The following is a 17256-nucleotide window of genomic DNA, read 5'->3' as shown; positions in this document are numbered from 1 at the left end:
AAAACTGAATGACAATATGTCAACGTTAATTCCAATAATTTGAGTGAACTTAGTTCACTCCCAAGAGTGATTGCCATAAGCAATCAAAGAGCATTATCAAACAAACTATTATGGAGAGTTTGATCCTGGCTCAGGATGAACGCTGGCGGCGTGCCTAATACATGCAAGTCGAGCGAATTGACAGAGGTGCTTGCACCTCTCGATTTTAGCGGCGGACGGGTGAGTAACACGTGGGTAACCTACCTATAAGACTGGGATAACTTCGGGAAACCGGAGCTAATACCGGATAATATTTAGCTTCGCATGAAGCAATAGTGAAAGACGGTTCTGCTGTCACTTATAGATGGACCTGCGGTGTATTAGCTAGTTGGTGAGGTAACGGCTCACCAAGGCAACGATACATAGCCGACCTGAGAGGGTGATCGGCCACACTGGGACTGAGACACGGCCCAGACTCCTACGGGAGGCAGCAGTAGGGAATCTTCCGCAATGGACGAAAGTCTGACGGAGCAACGCCGCGTGAGTGAAGAAGGTTTTCGGATCGTAAAACTCTGTTGTAAGGGAAGAACAAGTACGTTAGTAACTGAACGTACCTTGACGGTACCTTACCAGAAAGCCACGGCTAACTACGTGCCAGCAGCCGCGGTAATACGTAGGTGGCAAGCGTTATCCGGAATTATTGGGCGTAAAGCGCGCGTAGGCGGTCTCTTAAGTCTGATGTGAAAGCCCCCGGCTCAACCGGGGAGGGTCATTGGAAACTGGGAGACTTGAGTACAGAAGAGGAGAGTGGAATTCCATGTGTAGCGGTGAAATGCGCAGAGATATGGAGGAACACCAGTGGCGAAGGCGGCTCTCTGGTCTGTAACTGACGCTGAGGTGCGAAAGCGTGGGGATCAAACAGGATTAGATACCCTGGTAGTCCACGCCGTAAACGATGAGTGCTAAGTGTTGGGGGGTTTCCGCCCCTCAGTGCTGCAGCTAACGCATTAAGCACTCCGCCTGGGGAGTACGGTCGCAAGACTGAAACTCAAAGGAATTGACGGGGACCCGCACAAGCGGTGGAGCATGTGGTTTAATTCGAAGCAACGCGAAGAACCTTACCAAATCTTGACATCCTTTGACAACTCTAGAGATAGAGCTTTCCCCTTCGGGGGACAAAGTGACAGGTGGTGCATGGTTGTCGTCAGCTCGTGTCGTGAGATGTTGGGTTAAGTCCCGCAACGAGCGCAACCCTTATCTTTAGTTGCCATCATTAAGTTGGGCACTCTAGAGAGACTGCCGGTGACAAACCGGAGGAAGGTGGGGATGACGTCAAATCATCATGCCCCTTATGATTTGGGCTACACACGTGCTACAATGGATGGTACAAAGGGCAGCAAAACCGCGAGGTCAAGCAAATCCCATAAAACCATTCTCAGTTCGGATTGTAGTCTGCAACTCGACTACATGAAGCTGGAATCGCTAGTAATCGTAGATCAGCATGCTACGGTGAATACGTTCCCGGGTCTTGTACACACCGCCCGTCACACCACGAGAGTTTGTAACACCCGAAGCCGGTGGAGTAACCTTTTAGGAGCTAGCCGTCGAAGGTGGGACAGATGATTGGGGTGAAGTCGTAACAAGGTAGCCGTATCGGAAGGTGCGGCTGGATCACCTCCTTTCTAAGGATAATTACGGAAATCAGACTTAGAAGTCTGATAGGGATTAACATTGACATATTGTATTCAGTTTTGAATGTTTATATTTGACCTTTGGTCAGTAGTAAATATTCAAAATTAAAATGGGCCTATAGCTCAGCTGGTTAGAGCGCACGCCTGATAAGCGTGAGGTCGATGGTTCGAGTCCATTTAGGCCCACCATTTTAATTATTGTACTTTGAAAACTAGATAAAGTAAGAAGAAATAAAAGATTTTACCAAGCAAAACCGAGTGAGTTCATTTTTGAATTCTTAAAAAAATCGCGCGTCTGCATTTATGCAGACATCACAATTATTAATAACAGATTAAGTTATTAAGGGCGCACGGTGGATGCCTTGGCACTAGAAGCCGAAGAAGGACGTTACTAACGACGATATGCTTTGGGGAGCTGTAAGTAAGCTTTGATCCAGAGATTTCCGAATGGGGAAACCCAGCATGAGTTATGTCATGTTATCCATATATGAATACATAGTATATGAGAAGGCACACCCGGAGAACTGAAACATCTAAGTACCCGGAGGAAGAGAAAGAAAACTCGATTCCCTTAGTAGCGGCGAGCGAAACGGGAAGAGCCCAAACCAGAGAGCTTGCTCTCTGGGGTTGTAGGACACTCAATACGGAGTTACAAAGGAACAGTTTAGACGAATGACTTTGGAAAAGTCAGCCATAGAAGGTAAAGGCCCTGTAGTCGAAAAGTTGTTCTCTCCTGAGTGGATCCTGAGTACGGCGGAACACGTGGAATTCCGTCGGAATCCGGGAGGACCATCTCCCAAGGCTAAATACTCTCTAGTGACCGATAGTGAACCAGTACCGTGAGGGAAAGGTGAAAAGCACCCCGGAAGGGGAGTGAAATAGAACCTGAAACCGTGTGCTTACAAGTAGTCAGAGCCCGTTAATGGGTGATGGCGTGCCTTTTGTAGAATGAACCGGCGAGTTACGATTTGATGCAAGGTTAAGCAGTATATGTGGAGCCGTAGCGAAAGCGAGTCTGAATAGGGCGAATGAGTATCAGGTCGTAGACCCGAAACCAGGTGATCTACCCATGTCCAGGTTGAAGTTCAGGTAACACTGAATGGAGGACCGAACCGACTTACGTTGAAAAGTGAGCGGATGAGGTGTGGGTAGCGGAGAAATTCCAATCGAACCTGGAGATAGCTGGTTCTCTCCGAAATAGCTTTAGGGCTAGCCTCGTGTGATGATTATTGGAGGTAGAGCACTGTTTGGACTAGGGGCCCCCCTCGGGTTACCGAATTCAGACAAACTCCGAATGCCAAATAATTTAACACGGGAGTCAGACTGCGGGTGATAAGGTCCGTAGTCGAGAGGGAAACAGCCCAGACCACCAGCTAAGGTCCCAAAATATATGTTAAGTGGAAAAGGATGTGGCGTTGCCCAGACAACTAGGATGTTGGCTTAGAAGCAGCCATCATTTAAAGAGTGCGTAATAGCTCACTAGTCGAGTGACGCTGCGCCGAAAATGTACCGGGGCTAAACATATTACCGAAGCTGTGGATTGTCCTATGGACAATGGTAGGAGAGCGTTCTAAGCAGCGTCGAAGCATGATCGCAAGGACATGTGGAGCGCTTAGAAGTGAGAATGCCGGTGTGAGTAGCGAAAGACGGGTGAGAATCCCGTCCACCGATTGACTAAGGTTTCCAGAGGAAGGCTCGTCCGCTCTGGGTTAGTCGGGACCTAAGCCGAGGCCGAATGGCGTAGGCGATGGATAACAGGTAGATATTCCTGTACCACCTAAGATTGTTTGAACGATGGGGGGACGCAGTAGGATAGGCGAAGCGTACTGTTGGTTATGTACGTCCAAGCACTGAGACTGAGTATTAGGCAAATCCGGTACTCTTAAGGTCAAGGTGTGATGGGGAGCGAAATTATAGTAGCGAAGTCGTTGATTTCACACTGCCAAGAAAAGCCTCTAGTTAGAAATTAGGTGCCCGTACCGCAAACCGACACAGGTAGTCAAGATGAGAATTCTAAGGTGAGCGAGCGAACTCTCGTTAAGGAACTCGGCAAAATGACCCCGTAACTTCGGGAGAAGGGGTGCTTTTTAGGGTGCAAGCCTTGAAGAGCCGCAGTGAATAGGCCCAAGCGACTGTTTATCAAAAACACAGGTCTCTGCAAAACCGTAAGGTGACGTATAGGGGCTGACGCCTGCCCGGTGCTGGAAGGTTAAAAGGAGTGGTTAGCATTAGCGAAGCTACGAATTGAAGCCCCAGTAAACGGCGGCCGTAACTATAACGGTCCTAAGGTAGCGAAATTCCTTGTCGGGTAAGTTCCGACCCGCACGAAAGGCGTAACGATTTGGGCACTGTCTCAACGAGAGACTCGGTGAAATCATAGTACCTGTGAAGATGCAGGTTACCCGCGACAGGACGGAAAGACCCCGTGGAGCTTTACTGCAGCCTGATATTGAAATTCGGCACAGCTTGTACAGGATAGGTAGGAGCCTTTGAAGCGTGAGCGTCAGCTTACGTGGAGGCGTTGGTGGGATACTACCCTGGCTGTGTTGACTTTCTAACCCGCACCACTTATCGTGGTGGGAGACAGTGTCAGGCGGGCAGTTTGACTGGGGCGGTCGCCTCCTAAAGAGTAACGGAGGCGCTCAAAGGTTCCCTCAGAATGGTTGGAAATCATTCGCAGAGTGTAAAGGCACAAGGGAGCTTGACTGCAAGACCTACAAGTCGAGCAGGGTCGAAAGACGGACTTAGTGATCCGGTGGTTCCGCATGGAAGGGCCATCGCTCAACGGATAAAAGCTACCCCGGGGATAACAGGCTTATCTCCCCCAAGAGTTCACATCGACGGGGAGGTTTGGCACCTCGATGTCGGCTCATCGCATCCTGGGGCTGTAGTCGGTCCCAAGGGTTGGGCTGTTCGCCCATTAAAGCGGTACGCGAGCTGGGTTCAGAACGTCGTGAGACAGTTCGGTCCCTATCCGTCGTGGGCGTAGGAAATTTGAGAGGAGCTGTCCTTAGTACGAGAGGACCGGGATGGACATACCTCTGGTGTACCAGTTGTCGCGCCAGCGGCATAGCTGGGTAGCTATGTATGGACGGGATAAGTGCTGAAAGCATCTAAGCATGAAGCCCCCCTCAAGATGAGATTTCCCAACTTCGGTTATAAGATCCCTCAAAGATGATGAGGTTAATAGGTTCGAGGTGGAAGTACAGTAATGTATGGAGCTGACGAATACTAATCGATCGAAGACTTAATCAATTTTATAGATTTTTTATTCGGTATTGCCGAGTAATATCTAAATTTTCTTCTTACTTATCTAGTTTTGAAAGTATAATTTTAAGGTTGAAACGAGCGTTATGGCCCGTATCATTTTTGATAAATCGAATGAGAATCGTCAGATTCGATATGAGATTTAGAAAATGAATAGGGACAGCGAGTTGAAACTGGATATCATATCTTTCATTTGTCTGGTGACGATGGCAGAGAGGTCACACCTGTTCCCATACCGAACACAGAAGTTAAGCTCTCTAGCGCCGATGGTAGTTGGTCTTACGATCCGCGAGAGTAGGACGTTGCCGGGCAATGCATAGGAGATCCTTCGGGGTCTCTTTTTTCTTTATATATTTAATGATATGGTTATATGAGTGGGCTGTATTAACTTTTTACGGCCCACTTAAAGTAGAAAAATGTGTATTTCTAAGACCGAGTGGGCTGTAACATAAAAATACAGCCCACTCGAAATCACTCTTTTTTAATTTTGTATGTTGCATCTTTAAAACTCCCAATCTTCTCACAATATTGATGTAAATATCTCTTCAATGTCGTAGCATTAACACCTGTATATTTCTCAAGCTCTTTTCTCGTAAAACTGCCATTTTTAAATAAACTAATATCTTCTATAGCTTCAATGATATAATCTTTCTTACCTATCTCAAAACCACAAATACATTGCATTGTTCGTTGAGACTTTTCTTCAAACATCCCAATAGCACCACAGCTAACGCATTTAATCCCTTTTTCTATATAATCGTAATCATAAAAGTGAACGCGGTTGTAATCTTTATCTACATGATGTTCAACTAATAAGAGCCCCAATTTCATATCTTCATTATGAGAAACAAGTGTTTTCAAATAATTTATTACTTCAGTCATTTGACTAAATAGTACAATATGCTCATTTCCATTGTAACCTTTTAACTTAAATTCAGGATTCACAAATAAAATTCGGCTATTAACTTTGTACTGAAAATGATTCATCTTTATAAATTGTTCTAACTTACGGTGCGCTCGATCTAGTTGACTGAGCAGCCCTTGATGTACATAACCTTGTTCACTAATAAAGTTCCCGTTATCAAAACGATATAATCCTGAATAATTTTTAATATCAATATGTATAACCGTATCATTTGCTATAAATAAAAAATCATATTGAGCTGTGCCAAACATATCTAGCGTCAAATCCCATATGCGTACTAATTGCTCAAAACCTTTTATATGCTCAAAAAAAGCATATTCTCCTTCAAATCCCTTTAAATAATTTCTTAAGTTTTGATAATCCAGGTTTTCCAGAATAACTCGTCCATTTATTTTACATAAATAGTGATAGTAAAAGTTTCGATGATGTCGTTTGAGTAGCATTTGAGCCTCCATAAATTATTACAATAACCGCTTAATAATTGTTTCTATTTTATCATCCTCAAAACTTCCAAATCCAATAATATATTGGTTACTATAACTTGTATTCTGCCCCTCATAATAATCTTGAATTGTATTTATTTCAATATCACGTGTATTTAATTTCTCTTTAGTTTCAAATACAAAATGCATACCAGCATCACTTCCATATATCTCGAAATTATCAAAATATTCATCAATCAAATCCAATGTAAGTTCTAATTTCTTCTTGTATATTTTACGCATACGATTAATATTGCGCTCAAACTCACCATCTCTTAAAAATGATGTAATCATAAACTGTATATGTTTAGGAACAGTATTGTTAGGTTTATTTTCTAGAGTAAAATATTTCTCCAATAACAACTTTGGTAAAACCATATAAGCCACACGAATACTAGGAAAAATCGACTTTGAAAACGTGCTCATATAAATAACTTTGTCATTTGCACTCATACCTTGTAAAGCTTTCAAAGGTCTTCCTTTATATCTGAATTCACTATCATAATCATCCTCAATAATAAATCTCTCACCATTATCTGCCCATTTTAATAACTCGATGCGGCGCTTCGCGCTTAGCACAACGCCTGTTGGAAATTGGTGACTGGGCGTGACATGAACGACGCTCGCACTATGCCCTAAATCACTTGCGATAATACCATCTTCATCAACATTTACATTAATATAATCACGTTCCTCATACTTCAAGACTTTCTTGATCAAAGGATATCCTGGATTCTCAATGTAATACTTTCGCTCTCCTAGAATTCTAGTCAATAAAGTAAAAAGTTGTTCAGTAGAGCTGCCAACGATAATTTGTTCATTATTACAATTGACCCCGCGAGAATGATATAAATATCTTCGAATTTCGTTTCTTAACGATAACTCTCCTTGTACATCACCTCGTTCAAGTAATTCAAATTGTTCTTCTTCAAATGCATCACGCGCATATTTTCGAAACTTCTGGAATGGAAAAGACTTAATATGACTATCTTCAATTTTAAATGAGATCTTATTACTAGAATCTATATTCTCCTCCAATTCTACCATCTCCCGTGGTATCGTATGAATCGTCTGAATATCTTCTACAAAAAATCCGACTTTAGGTTTTGAATATATATAGCCTTCATCTAAAAGCTGCTGATATGCAATTTCTACAGTAGTTAAACTTAAGTTTAAATGACTGCTTAGCTTTCTTTTAGAGGGTAACTTTTCATTAAACTGAAGTTTTCCACCTAATATATCTTCTTTAATAAATCGATAAAGCTGTGTATATAAAAATTCATTATCTTCAAAACGATATGTGAGCATCTCCATATAAACTGACCCCTTAATATTATTAAAAACTGGTACTTTTATAATACCAAATATTACGATACATTAGTTTATGTAAACTAAAATTCATACTATTTAGAGGTGTAATGATGAGTAAAATTGTAGGATCAGATAAAGTTAAACGTGGTATGGCAGAAATGCAAAAAGGCGGCGTTATTATGGATGTTGTCAACGCTGAACAAGCAAAAATTGCTGAAGCTGCTGGTGCAGTAGCTGTAATGGCATTAGAACGTGTGCCTAGTGACATTCGTGCAGCAGGTGGCGTAGCACGTATGGCTGACCCACGTATCGTTGAAGAAGTAATGAATGCAGTATCTATTCCTGTTATGGCAAAAGGTCGTATCGGTCATATTACTGAAGCACGTGTATTAGAAGCTATGGGTGTGGACTATATCGATGAGTCAGAAGTATTAACTCCAGCAGATGAAGAGTTCCACTTAAAGAAAGATGAATTTACAGTACCTTTCGTTTGTGGATGTCGTGATTTAGGAGAAGCAGCACGTCGTATCGGTGAAGGTGCAGCAATGTTACGTACGAAAGGTGAGCCTGGCACAGGAAATATCGTTGAAGCTGTGCGTCACTTACGTAAAGTAAATGCACAAGTACGTAAACTAACTGTCATGAATGATGATGAAATTATGACGGAAGCTAAACTTTTAGGTGCCCCTTATGAAGTATTAAAAGAAATTAAAGCTTTAGGTAAGTTACCAGTTGTAAACTTTGCTGCAGGTGGTGTTGCTACACCAGCGGACGCAGCTTTAATGATGGAATTAGGAGCTGACGGTGTATTCGTAGGTTCTGGTATCTTCAAATCAGAATCACCTGAAAAATTTGCGAAAGCAATCGTTCAAGCGACAACGCATTATCAAGACTATAAATTAATCGGTGAACTTTCTAAAGAGTTAGGTGCAGCGATGAAAGGTTTAGATATTAATAAACTTTCTTTAGAAGAAAGAATGCAGGAACGTGGCTGGTAAGATGAAGATTGGTGTATTAGCACTGCAAGGTGCTGTAAGAGAGCATATGCATCATATTGAGCTAGCAGGTCATACAGGGGTACCTGTAAAGCGTGTAGAACAACTAGAAGATATCGATGGATTAGTATTACCAGGTGGAGAATCAACAACGATGCGTCGTCTGATGGATCTCTATGGCTTTACTGAAGCGTTACGCCAAAGTGACTTACCGATGTATGGCACATGCGCAGGATTAATCTTACTTGCAAATGATATCGTTGGATATGATGATGGTCATCTAAAGAAGATGGATATCACTGTTGAACGTAATTCATTTGGACGACAAGTCGATAGCTTTGAAGCTGATCTAGACGTTAAAGGTATTGAAGAACAAGTCAATGCAGTCTTTATCCGTGCGCCACATATTGTGTCAGTTGGCCCGGAAGTTGAAGTATTAAGTACAGTAGAAGATAAGATGGTAGCTGTTAAACAAGGGAAATATCTTGGTATATCTTTTCACCCGGAGCTTACAGAAGATTATAAGATAATGAAATACTTTATAGAAGAAATGGTAATGAAATAATATTTCTGTAAAAGCCTACATTTGAAAAATGCAGGCTTTTTTATTTTGTGACATTTCAGATGCATGTTATAATCAATCATTATAAAAAGGGAGTGTCCTACATGAAAGACTTATCATTAAAACAAGCAATCGAATCACGTCATTCAATAAAAGAGTTTAATCCAGATATCACAATTTCTCATGAAATAATGGAAGAAATGATTACTTTAGCAACGAAGGCACCGTCTTCTATAAATTTACAGCCTTGGAGATTTGTTATAGTAGAATCCGATGAATCGAAAGCGGCAATAAGAGATCACGTTCATTTTAATACGCGTCAATTAGATACGAGCTCAGCTTTTGTACTAGTATTATCGGATAATAACCATAAAAATGACTTAGATAGAATTATGCAGCAAAATGTAAAAGAAGGATATATGGATCAAAATATAAAAGATGAAAATACGAAGGTGATTCAACAGCTTCTGGATCAGACGCCAGATGAATCTATGTATACTCAAGGAATGATGGATTCTGCCATGGCGGCAATGCAGTTTATGCTTGTCGCAAAAGATTACGGCTTCGATACAAATCCAATTGGTGGTTTTGATAGAGGGGCGGTATTACAAGCGTTAAATATTGATGGAGGACGATACACACCTGTAATGTTCATCGCAATTGGAATTGCAGCTAAAGAACATTATCCATCCTCAAGATATGATGTATCAGAAATATTGACATATAATTTTTCTGAAACAGGCGTTATTGGTAAGAAAAAAGGATTATAACAAAAAAGCTCAATCTGAAATTTTCAGATTGAGCTTTTACTATTATAAGAAGAATCCAGCGATTGTTGCAGAGATGAATGATACAAGTGTTGCACCATATAATAATTTTAAACCGAAACGAGCAACGACATCGCCTTGTTCATTGTTCAATGATTTGATTGCCCCTGCAATAATACCGATAGATGAGAAGTTAGCAAAAGATACTAAGAATACAGAAACGATTCCGATCGCATGTTCTGATAATTCGCCAGTCTTTCCTTTAACAATGGACTGAATATCTAGCATTGCAACAAATTCATTCGAAACGAGTTTAGTTGCCATAATAGATCCTGCGCGAACCGCATCGTCCCAAGCGATTCCTGTTAAGAATGCAAGAGGTGCAAACAAATACCCAAGTATAGTCTGGAAGTTCATTTCGCCTGGTGTAAACGCATCGACGATTCCATTAAGCATCGCGATTAATGCGATATATCCGATTAGCATTGCAGCAACAATTACTGCAACCTTAAATCCATCTAAAATATATTCTCCTAACATTTCAAAGAATGATTGTTTCTTTTCATCCGTATTTGTACCCATAATTACAGCATCTTCTTCTTCTGCTGAAACAACGTAAGGGTTGATGATTGAAGCAACGATAAAACCACCAAATAAGTTTAAGATAATAGCTGTTACGACATATTTAGGTTCAATCATCGTAAAATATGCACCGACGATAGATAGTGATACCGTACTCATCGCTGAAGCTGTTAACGTATATAAACGGTGCTTCGGAATATATGGTAATTGTTTCTTAATAGAGATAAATACTTCTGATTGACCTAAAATTGCTGCTGCTACTGCATTAAATGATTCTAATTTCCCCATACCGTTTACTTTAGAAATCAGCCATCCTAAATATTTAATGATAAACGGTAAGATCTTTAAGTACTGCAAGATTCCGATTAAAGCTGAAATAAAAGTAATCGGTAATAATACATCCATAAAGAAAGTTGAAGCGGCAGGTACTTTACCGACAGCTGGATTTTCCAGACCGCCAAATACGAAGTTGACACCTTGTTCTGCATAGCCTAGTAAATAACCGAAACCGGTAGCTAATGCTTCTACTAATTTAATACCACCTGAAGTTTTAAGTAAAAGAAAAGCAAATAGAAACTGAATGGCCATCATTATGCCGATATATTGCCAACGTACACTCTTTTTATCTGAACTCATAACCCATGCAAGTAACAAGAACACAACAAGACCGATGATACCGATAATATAATTCATGAAATCTCTCCTTTAGTCATATTTTTTATACTATAAATATCATACTACACAACGAATGAAAGCGCTAAACATTTTTTCGACTTATCATGAAAATTTGTTCATCAAAAAAGGTCAAACAAAATATTTGATTAACAAAGTAGGATTAAATATAATTAAGTCAAAGAAGGTCAAAGGTGGGTGATGTCATGCACAATATGTCAGATATAATTGAACAATATTTAAAACAGTTACTTGAAGAAGCGCAGGATGATGTTGTCGTAATTAAACGGGCACATATTGCTGAAAAGTTTGATTGCGTTCCATCACAGTTAAACTACGTCATTAAAACGCGCTTCACAAATGAACACGGCTATCAGATTGAAAGCAAACGTGGTGGCGGAGGTTATATTCGTATCACAAAAATTGAATCAAATAATAAGGCAGCGTTTATTGAGCATTTAATGGAATTAACGGGGAAACAGATTTCACAACAAAATGCTGAACGTATTATAGAAGGTTTACACCAAAATGAATTGATTAATGAGCGAGAGAAAAAGATTATACTTGGTACGATTCATCGTGATGTTTTAATGATGGATGTACCTTATCGTGATTATATACGCGCTAATATTTTACAAAATGTGCTGAATATCATTCATTATAACTAAGGAGAGATTGTATGCCATACGAAGAAGAATTTTCAATGAATCAGTTACTCAAACACTTGTTAAATAGTGGTGAGTTTCAAGCAGCCCATACACCTGACAAGTGTCCAAATTGTGGACTGACTTTAAGAGAAGCATTACACATCGGCAAATTTGGTTGTCATGAATGTTATAACACATTTAGTGATTATGTACCGCAAGTTATAGAGCGCGTACAGGCTGGTAATTTACAGCATATTGGTGTAACACCACATAAATCACAGGAAAAGATTGCACTGAAGAAAAAGATAGAAGCACTGGAAGAGAAATTACAATCATTAGTAGAGAAGCAAGCATTTGAAGAAGCGGTTGGTGTGCGTGATGAAATCCGTGCACTTAAGGAAGGTGGAGATACACATGCTGAATAAACATCTTCAGAATATATTAAGTGATTGGATGCAGTCAGCTGATGAACCCGCTGTTATCTTGAGTTCACGTATCAGGCTCGCACGTAATCTGGAAAATTTCGTTCATCCGATGATGTTTGCTGAAGATACTGCTGATAAAGTAATTGAAGAAGTGTCGAATGTATTAATAAAGGATTACGAACTAATCAAGATGACTGAAACACCGATGAAAGAGCGTCAAATGTTGGTAGTAAAACATTTGATTAGCAAAGAATTGATGGAGGCAAAGCACGGAGCTGTATTAATCAATGAAGATGAATCTGAAAGTATCATGATTAACGAGGAAGATCATATTCGTATACAAGTATTAGGTCACGATTTGTCGCTACATCATTTATATGAACGTGCACGCGTTATAGACAAAAAACTTGATGAAAAATTAATGATTTCTTATGATGAGCACTATGGTTATCTTACAACATGTCCAACCAATATTGGAACAGGCTTACGTGCCAGCGTTATGTTACATTTGCCGGGACTTTCTATTATGAAGAGAATGTCGCGAATCGCACAAACGATTAATCGATTTGGATTCACGATTCGTGGGATTTACGGAGAAGGTACACAAGCTTTAGGACATGTATATCAAGTGTCAAATCAACTGACGCTCGGTAAATCAGAAGAAAGTATCATCGATGATTTAACACAGGTGGTTGAACAGATTATTGAAGAGGAAATCAATATGCGTAAGCGTATGAATAATTATGATCATATCGATACAGTAGATAGAATTTACAGAAGCTTAGGGATATTGAAATATAGTCATAAAATTTCTGTAGAAGAAGCGAGTCTTAGATTAAGTGAGATTAAACTGGGTATTGATATGGGCATCATAAAAGATACTCCGTTTAGATTCAATGAACTGATGGTTGCTATACAGGCACCATTTATTGATAAATTGTATCCAGAGAATAAACAAATAGATGAAAAAAGAGCACAAATGCTACGAGAGCATTTGTAAGGAGGATAAAATATGTTTGGTAGATTAACTGAAAGAGCACAGCGTGTGTTAGCACATGCACAAGAAGAAGCGATTCGTTTAAATCATAATAATATCGGTACAGAACACTTATTATTAGGTCTTGTGAAAGAACCTGATGGAATTGCTGCGAAAGTGTTAGCGGCATATAACATTACAGAAGAAAAGGTTGTACAGGAAGTTGAACAATTAATCGGTCATGGCACAGATATGGGTGGAACAATTCAATATACACCACGTGCTAAAAAGGTAATTGAATTATCGTTAGACGAAGCACGTAAACTTAACCATAACTTTGTTGGTACTGAGCATATTCTATTAGGATTAATTCGTGAGAACGAAGGTGTTGCAGCACGCGTGCTTGCAAATCTTGATTTAAATATTACGAAAGCGCGTTCTCAAGTTGTTAAATTATTAGGTAGTCCGGAAATGGATGCTAAAGGCCACGGTGAAGCTAAAGCACAAGGCACACCAACATTAGATGGATTAGCGCGTGATTTAACGGTCATCGCTAAAGACGGCACGTTAGATCCAGTTATAGGTCGTGCTGATGAAGTAACGCGTATTATTGAAGTATTAAGCCGTCGTACGAAGAACAATCCGGTATTAATCGGTGAACCAGGTGTTGGTAAAACTGCAATTGTAGAAGGATTAGCACAAGCAATCGTAAACAATGAAGTACCTGAAACGTTAAAAGGTAAACGTGTTATGAGTTTAGATATGGGTACAGTTGTAGCGGGTACGAAATATCGTGGGGAATTTGAAGAGCGTCTTAAAAAGGTGATGGATGAAATTCATGCAGCTGGCAACATCATTTTATTCATTGACGAATTACACACATTAATCGGTGCGGGTGGCGCTGAAGGTGCTATTGATGCATCGAATATCTTAAAACCTGCATTAGCACGTGGAGAAATTCAATGTATCGGTGCAACAACTTTAGAAGAATACCGTAAATACATCGAAAAAGATGCAGCGTTAGAACGTCGTTTCCAACCAGTTCAGGTAGATGAACCAAATGTAGAGGATGCAATTGAAATTTTACATGGTTTACGTGACCGCTATGAAGCGCATCACCGTATTCAAATTTCTGATGAAGCTTTAGTTGCAGCTGTAAAAATGAGCGATCGTTACATTTCTGACCGTTTCTTACCAGATAAAGCGATTGACTTAATTGATGAAGCAAGTTCAAAAGTGCGTTTACGTAACTATACAACGCCACCAAGTTTAAAAGAACTTGAAGTTGAACTTGAAAAAGTAAAAAATGAAAAAGATGCTGCAGTGCATTCTCAGGAGTTCGAACAAGCAGCAGCGTTACGTGACAAACAATCACAACTTGAAAAGCAATTAGATGAAACGAAAAAAGAATGGCAAAAAACGCAAGGTTCTAACAACACATCAGTGACACCTGATGATATCGCAATTGTTGTTGCGAACTGGACGGGTATTCCATTAAATAAAATTGCAGAAACTGAATCACAAAAATTATTAAACTTAGAAGAAATTTTACATGACCGTGTAGTAGGACAACATGATGCGGTTGTATCGATTTCTAAAGCAGTGCGTCGTGCCCGTGCCGGTCTTAAAGATCCGAAACGTCCTATCGGAAGCTTTATCTTCTTAGGTCCAACTGGTGTTGGTAAAACTGAGCTTGCAAGAGCATTAGCGGAAGCGATGTTTGGTGAAGAAGATGCAATGATTCGTGTAGATATGAGTGAATTTATGGAGAAACATAGCGTGTCTCGTTTAGTAGGTTCACCTCCAGGATATGTTGGGTTTGAAGAAGGTGGCCAATTAACTGAGAAAGTGCGCCGCAAACCGTATTCAGTTATTTTATTCGATGAAATTGAAAAAGCTCACCCTGATGTATTTAACATGTTATTACAAGTGTTAGATGATGGTCGATTAACGGATTCTAAAGGGCGTACAGTAGACTTTAGAAATACTGTAATCATTATGACAAGTAACGTTGGGGCACAGGAATTAAAAGATAATAAATTCGTAGGATTCGGTGGCAGTGATGCTGCACAAGATTATGAAACTATCCGTAAGACAATGATGGATGAGTTGAAGAAACAGTTCCGTCCAGAGTTCTTAAACCGTATTGACGATATTATCGTGTTCCATAAGTTGGAGAAAGAACAATTAAAAGAAATCGTTACGTTCATGGTCAATGGCTTAACGAAACGCTTAAAAGAACAAGATATTTATATTACATTAACAGACGCTGCCAAAGAAAAAGTAGCCGATGATGGATACGATCCAGAATATGGTGCACGTCCGTTAACACGTTCTATCCAAAAGAACATCGAAGATAAGTTATCTGAAGAGTTATTAAAAGGTGAGGAATTAGCTGGTCACAATGTGACAATTGATTATAAAGATGGCGAATTTGTAATTACAAAAGAAAAGCAATAATGAAACACATACTGCTGAAATAATAGTAGAAACACTGTTATTTCAGCAGTATTTTTATTTTTAAAATATTATTGCATCATATTAGGGGTTAACATTGTCTAAACATGCAAAAAGATTTAAAATAAATACATATTATAATGGGGGGGAATATATTGGCTAAAGTGAAATCAACTTTTGAATGTATGGCCTGTGGTTATCAGTCCCCAAAATGGATGGGTAAATGTCCGAATTGTGGCGCCTGGAATCAGATGGAAGAAGTCATTGAACATAAACAAAAAGGACCAAAAACAGCAATACATCAGCAAGATTCAAATTCTAAAGTAGAAAAATTAAAAAATATAACGAAAGAAAGTGTGCCAAGAGACCATACGCAAATGGGAGAACTTGACCGTGTATTAGGTGGCGGTATTGTTCCTGGCTCACTCGTGCTCATTGGTGGAGATCCAGGTATCGGAAAGTCAACATTGTTACTACAAGTGTGTGCGATGTTGTCGCAACGTCATCCCGTACTTTATATATCAGGTGAGGAATCGGTAAGACAAACAAAACTCCGTGCAGACCGCTTAAAGGAAGATGCCGGAGAGTTAGATGTGTATGCGGAGACAAATCTTCAAATCATACATGAAACCGTGAAGAAGATGCAGCCGAAGTTTTTAGTGATTGACTCTATTCAAACGATTTTTCATCCGGAAGTAACGAGCGCACCAGGTTCAGTATCTCAAGTGCGTGAATGTACGCAGGAGTTAATGCGTATTGCAAAGCAGATGAATATTGCGACGTTTATCGTCGGTCACGTTACAAAAGAAGGGCAAATCGCAGGACCACGTTTACTTGAACATATGGTAGATACTGTACTTTATTTTGAAGGCGATACACATCATAGTTACCGTATTTTACGTGCCGTGAAAAACCGTTTCGGTTCTACAAATGAAATGGGTATATTTGAAATGCGCAATACTGGCCTTACAGAAGTATTAAACCCGAGTGAAATGTTCTTAGAAGAACGTACGAAGAATGTAGCCGGTTCTACGATTGTTGCCACAATGGAAGGCACGCGTCCACTCCTTGTTGAAGTTCAATCATTAGTGTCACCGACATCATTTCATAACCCTAGACGTATGGCGACAGGTATTGACCATAACCGTTTAACACTGTTAATGGCAGTACTAGAGAAGAAACAAGGTTATCTGTTACAGCAACAGGATGCCTATGTCAAAGTAGCAGGTGGCGTGAAATTAGATGAACCTGCTGTTGATTTAAGTATTATTATTAGCATTGCTTCAAGCTATAATGATAAACCAACCCGTGGCGATGACTGCTTTATCGGAGAAGTAGGTTTGACTGGAGAAGTAAGACGTGTTGCGCGTATTGAACAACGTGTGCAGGAAGCTGAAAAACTTGGATTCAAACGTGTCATTATTCCAAAGAATAATATCGGTGGCTGGGATTTCCCGGGGAATATCGAAGTGATTGGTGTAACAAATATAAGCGAAGCATTAAAGCTTGCATTTTAAG

11 protein-coding genes, 1 tRNA gene and 3 rRNA genes are annotated in these 17256 nt (G+C 40.0%); 12 read left to right on the top strand and 3 right to left on the bottom strand.

Annotated features, from left to right (window positions below):
• The first annotated feature begins 107 nt into the window (after positions 1-107).
• The 4 genes from HT586_RS11880 to rrf all read left to right on the top strand — a co-directional run bounded on the left by HT586_RS11880 (position 108) and on the right by rrf (position 5248).
• Positions 108-1661 (top strand): 16S ribosomal RNA (locus tag HT586_RS11880).
• A gap of 121 nt (positions 1662-1782) precedes the next feature.
• Positions 1783-1859: transfer RNA gene (locus HT586_RS11875), tRNA-Ile, on the top strand.
• Positions 1860-2000: 141 nt separating this feature from the next.
• Positions 2001-4925, top strand: a 23S ribosomal RNA gene (locus HT586_RS11870).
• 208 nt (positions 4926-5133) lie between these two features.
• Positions 5134-5248 (top strand): 5S ribosomal RNA (gene rrf / locus HT586_RS11865).
• The 16S, 23S and 5S rRNA genes sit together here with 1 tRNA gene alongside, the layout of an rRNA operon.
• 160 nt (positions 5249-5408) lie before the next feature.
• Here the strand turns inward: rrf and HT586_RS11860 are convergent.
• Both HT586_RS11860 and pdxR read right to left on the bottom strand, forming a co-directional pair.
• Entirely contained in the window at positions 5409-6305 is an 897-nt protein-coding gene (locus tag HT586_RS11860; RefSeq protein WP_203545874.1) for a nuclease-related domain-containing protein, read from the bottom strand.
• A gap of 18 nt (positions 6306-6323) precedes the next feature.
• Complete coding sequence (pdxR, locus tag HT586_RS11855; RefSeq protein WP_203545873.1) at positions 6324-7658, bottom strand: MocR-like pyridoxine biosynthesis transcription factor PdxR; 1335 nt, start codon at positions 7656-7658, stop codon at positions 6324-6326.
• Between the two features lie 107 nt (positions 7659-7765).
• Here pdxR and pdxS point away from each other — a divergent pair, with 107 nt between their 5' ends.
• From pdxS to HT586_RS11840, 3 genes are all read left to right on the top strand, one after another.
• On the top strand, positions 7766-8653 hold the full coding sequence (gene pdxS, locus HT586_RS11850; protein ID WP_015912392.1) for a pyridoxal 5'-phosphate synthase lyase subunit PdxS: 888 nt from the start codon (positions 7766-7768) through the stop codon (positions 8651-8653).
• Between the two features lies 1 nt (position 8654).
• Entirely contained in the window at positions 8655-9215 is a 561-nt protein-coding gene (pdxT, locus tag HT586_RS11845; RefSeq protein ID WP_203546581.1) for a pyridoxal 5'-phosphate synthase glutaminase subunit PdxT, read from the top strand.
• A 101-nt stretch (positions 9216-9316) separates the two neighbouring features.
• A complete protein-coding gene (locus HT586_RS11840) occupies positions 9317-9982 on the top strand; it encodes a nitroreductase family protein (protein ID WP_203545872.1) in 666 nt (221 codons plus the stop codon).
• A gap of 42 nt (positions 9983-10024) precedes the next feature.
• Here HT586_RS11840 and HT586_RS11835 read toward each other — a convergent pair whose 3' ends face one another.
• Positions 10025-11254 (bottom strand): NupC/NupG family nucleoside CNT transporter, encoded by a 1230-nt coding sequence (locus HT586_RS11835; protein WP_096077846.1) that lies wholly within the window; start codon positions 11252-11254, stop codon positions 10025-10027.
• A 185-nt stretch (positions 11255-11439) separates the two neighbouring features.
• Between HT586_RS11835 and HT586_RS11830 the strand changes: the two genes are divergently transcribed.
• From HT586_RS11830 to radA, 5 genes are all read left to right on the top strand, one after another.
• Complete coding sequence (locus tag HT586_RS11830) at positions 11440-11901, top strand: CtsR family transcriptional regulator (protein WP_203545871.1); 462 nt, start codon at positions 11440-11442, stop codon at positions 11899-11901.
• 11 nt (positions 11902-11912) lie between these two features.
• On the top strand, positions 11913-12305 hold the full coding sequence (locus HT586_RS11825) for a UvrB/UvrC motif-containing protein (RefSeq protein WP_096077848.1): 393 nt from the start codon (positions 11913-11915) through the stop codon (positions 12303-12305).
• On the top strand, positions 12295-13305 hold the full coding sequence (locus HT586_RS11820) for a protein arginine kinase (RefSeq protein ID WP_096077849.1): 1011 nt from the start codon (positions 12295-12297) through the stop codon (positions 13303-13305). The genes HT586_RS11825 and HT586_RS11820 overlap by 11 nt, the downstream gene beginning before the upstream one ends.
• Before the next feature lie 12 nt (positions 13306-13317).
• Positions 13318-15741: an ATP-dependent Clp protease ATP-binding subunit gene (locus tag HT586_RS11815; RefSeq protein ID WP_096077850.1), complete on the top strand. Its 2424-nt coding sequence runs from the start codon at positions 13318-13320 to the stop codon at positions 15739-15741.
• A gap of 152 nt (positions 15742-15893) precedes the next feature.
• Positions 15894-17255, top strand: coding sequence for a DNA repair protein RadA (gene radA / locus HT586_RS11810; RefSeq protein ID WP_096077851.1), 1362 nt, complete (start codon positions 15894-15896; stop codon positions 17253-17255).
• Position 17256 lies beyond the last annotated feature (1 nt).

Source organism: Macrococcoides bohemicum (assembly GCF_016865215.1).
GTDB classification, from domain to species: domain Bacteria; phylum Bacillota; class Bacilli; order Staphylococcales; family Staphylococcaceae; genus Macrococcoides; species Macrococcoides bohemicum.
This window is presented reverse-complemented; position numbering and strand designations above follow the sequence as displayed.

Excerpts from the sequence above, each read along its gene's own strand:
- HT586_RS11840 (WP_203545872.1), top strand. The coding sequence starts at position 9,317 with ATGAAAGACTTATCATTAAAACAAGCAATCGAATCACGTCATTCAATA.
- pdxR (WP_203545873.1), bottom strand. The coding sequence starts at position 7,658 with ATGGAGATGCTCACATATCGTTTTGAAGATAATGAATTTTTATATACA.
- pdxS (WP_015912392.1), top strand. The coding sequence starts at position 7,766 with ATGAGTAAAATTGTAGGATCAGATAAAGTTAAACGTGGTATGGCAGAA.
- HT586_RS11820 (WP_096077849.1), top strand. The coding sequence starts at position 12,295 with ATGCTGAATAAACATCTTCAGAATATATTAAGTGATTGGATGCAGTCA.
- HT586_RS11830 (WP_203545871.1), top strand. The coding sequence starts at position 11,440 with ATGCACAATATGTCAGATATAATTGAACAATATTTAAAACAGTTACTT.
- HT586_RS11860 (WP_203545874.1), bottom strand. The coding sequence starts at position 6,305 with ATGCTACTCAAACGACATCATCGAAACTTTTACTATCACTATTTATGT.
- pdxT (WP_203546581.1), top strand. The coding sequence starts at position 8,655 with ATGAAGATTGGTGTATTAGCACTGCAAGGTGCTGTAAGAGAGCATATG.
- HT586_RS11835 (WP_096077846.1), bottom strand. The coding sequence starts at position 11,254 with ATGAATTATATTATCGGTATCATCGGTCTTGTTGTGTTCTTGTTACTT.
- HT586_RS11825 (WP_096077848.1), top strand. The coding sequence starts at position 11,913 with ATGCCATACGAAGAAGAATTTTCAATGAATCAGTTACTCAAACACTTG.
- HT586_RS11815 (WP_096077850.1), top strand. The coding sequence starts at position 13,318 with ATGTTTGGTAGATTAACTGAAAGAGCACAGCGTGTGTTAGCACATGCA.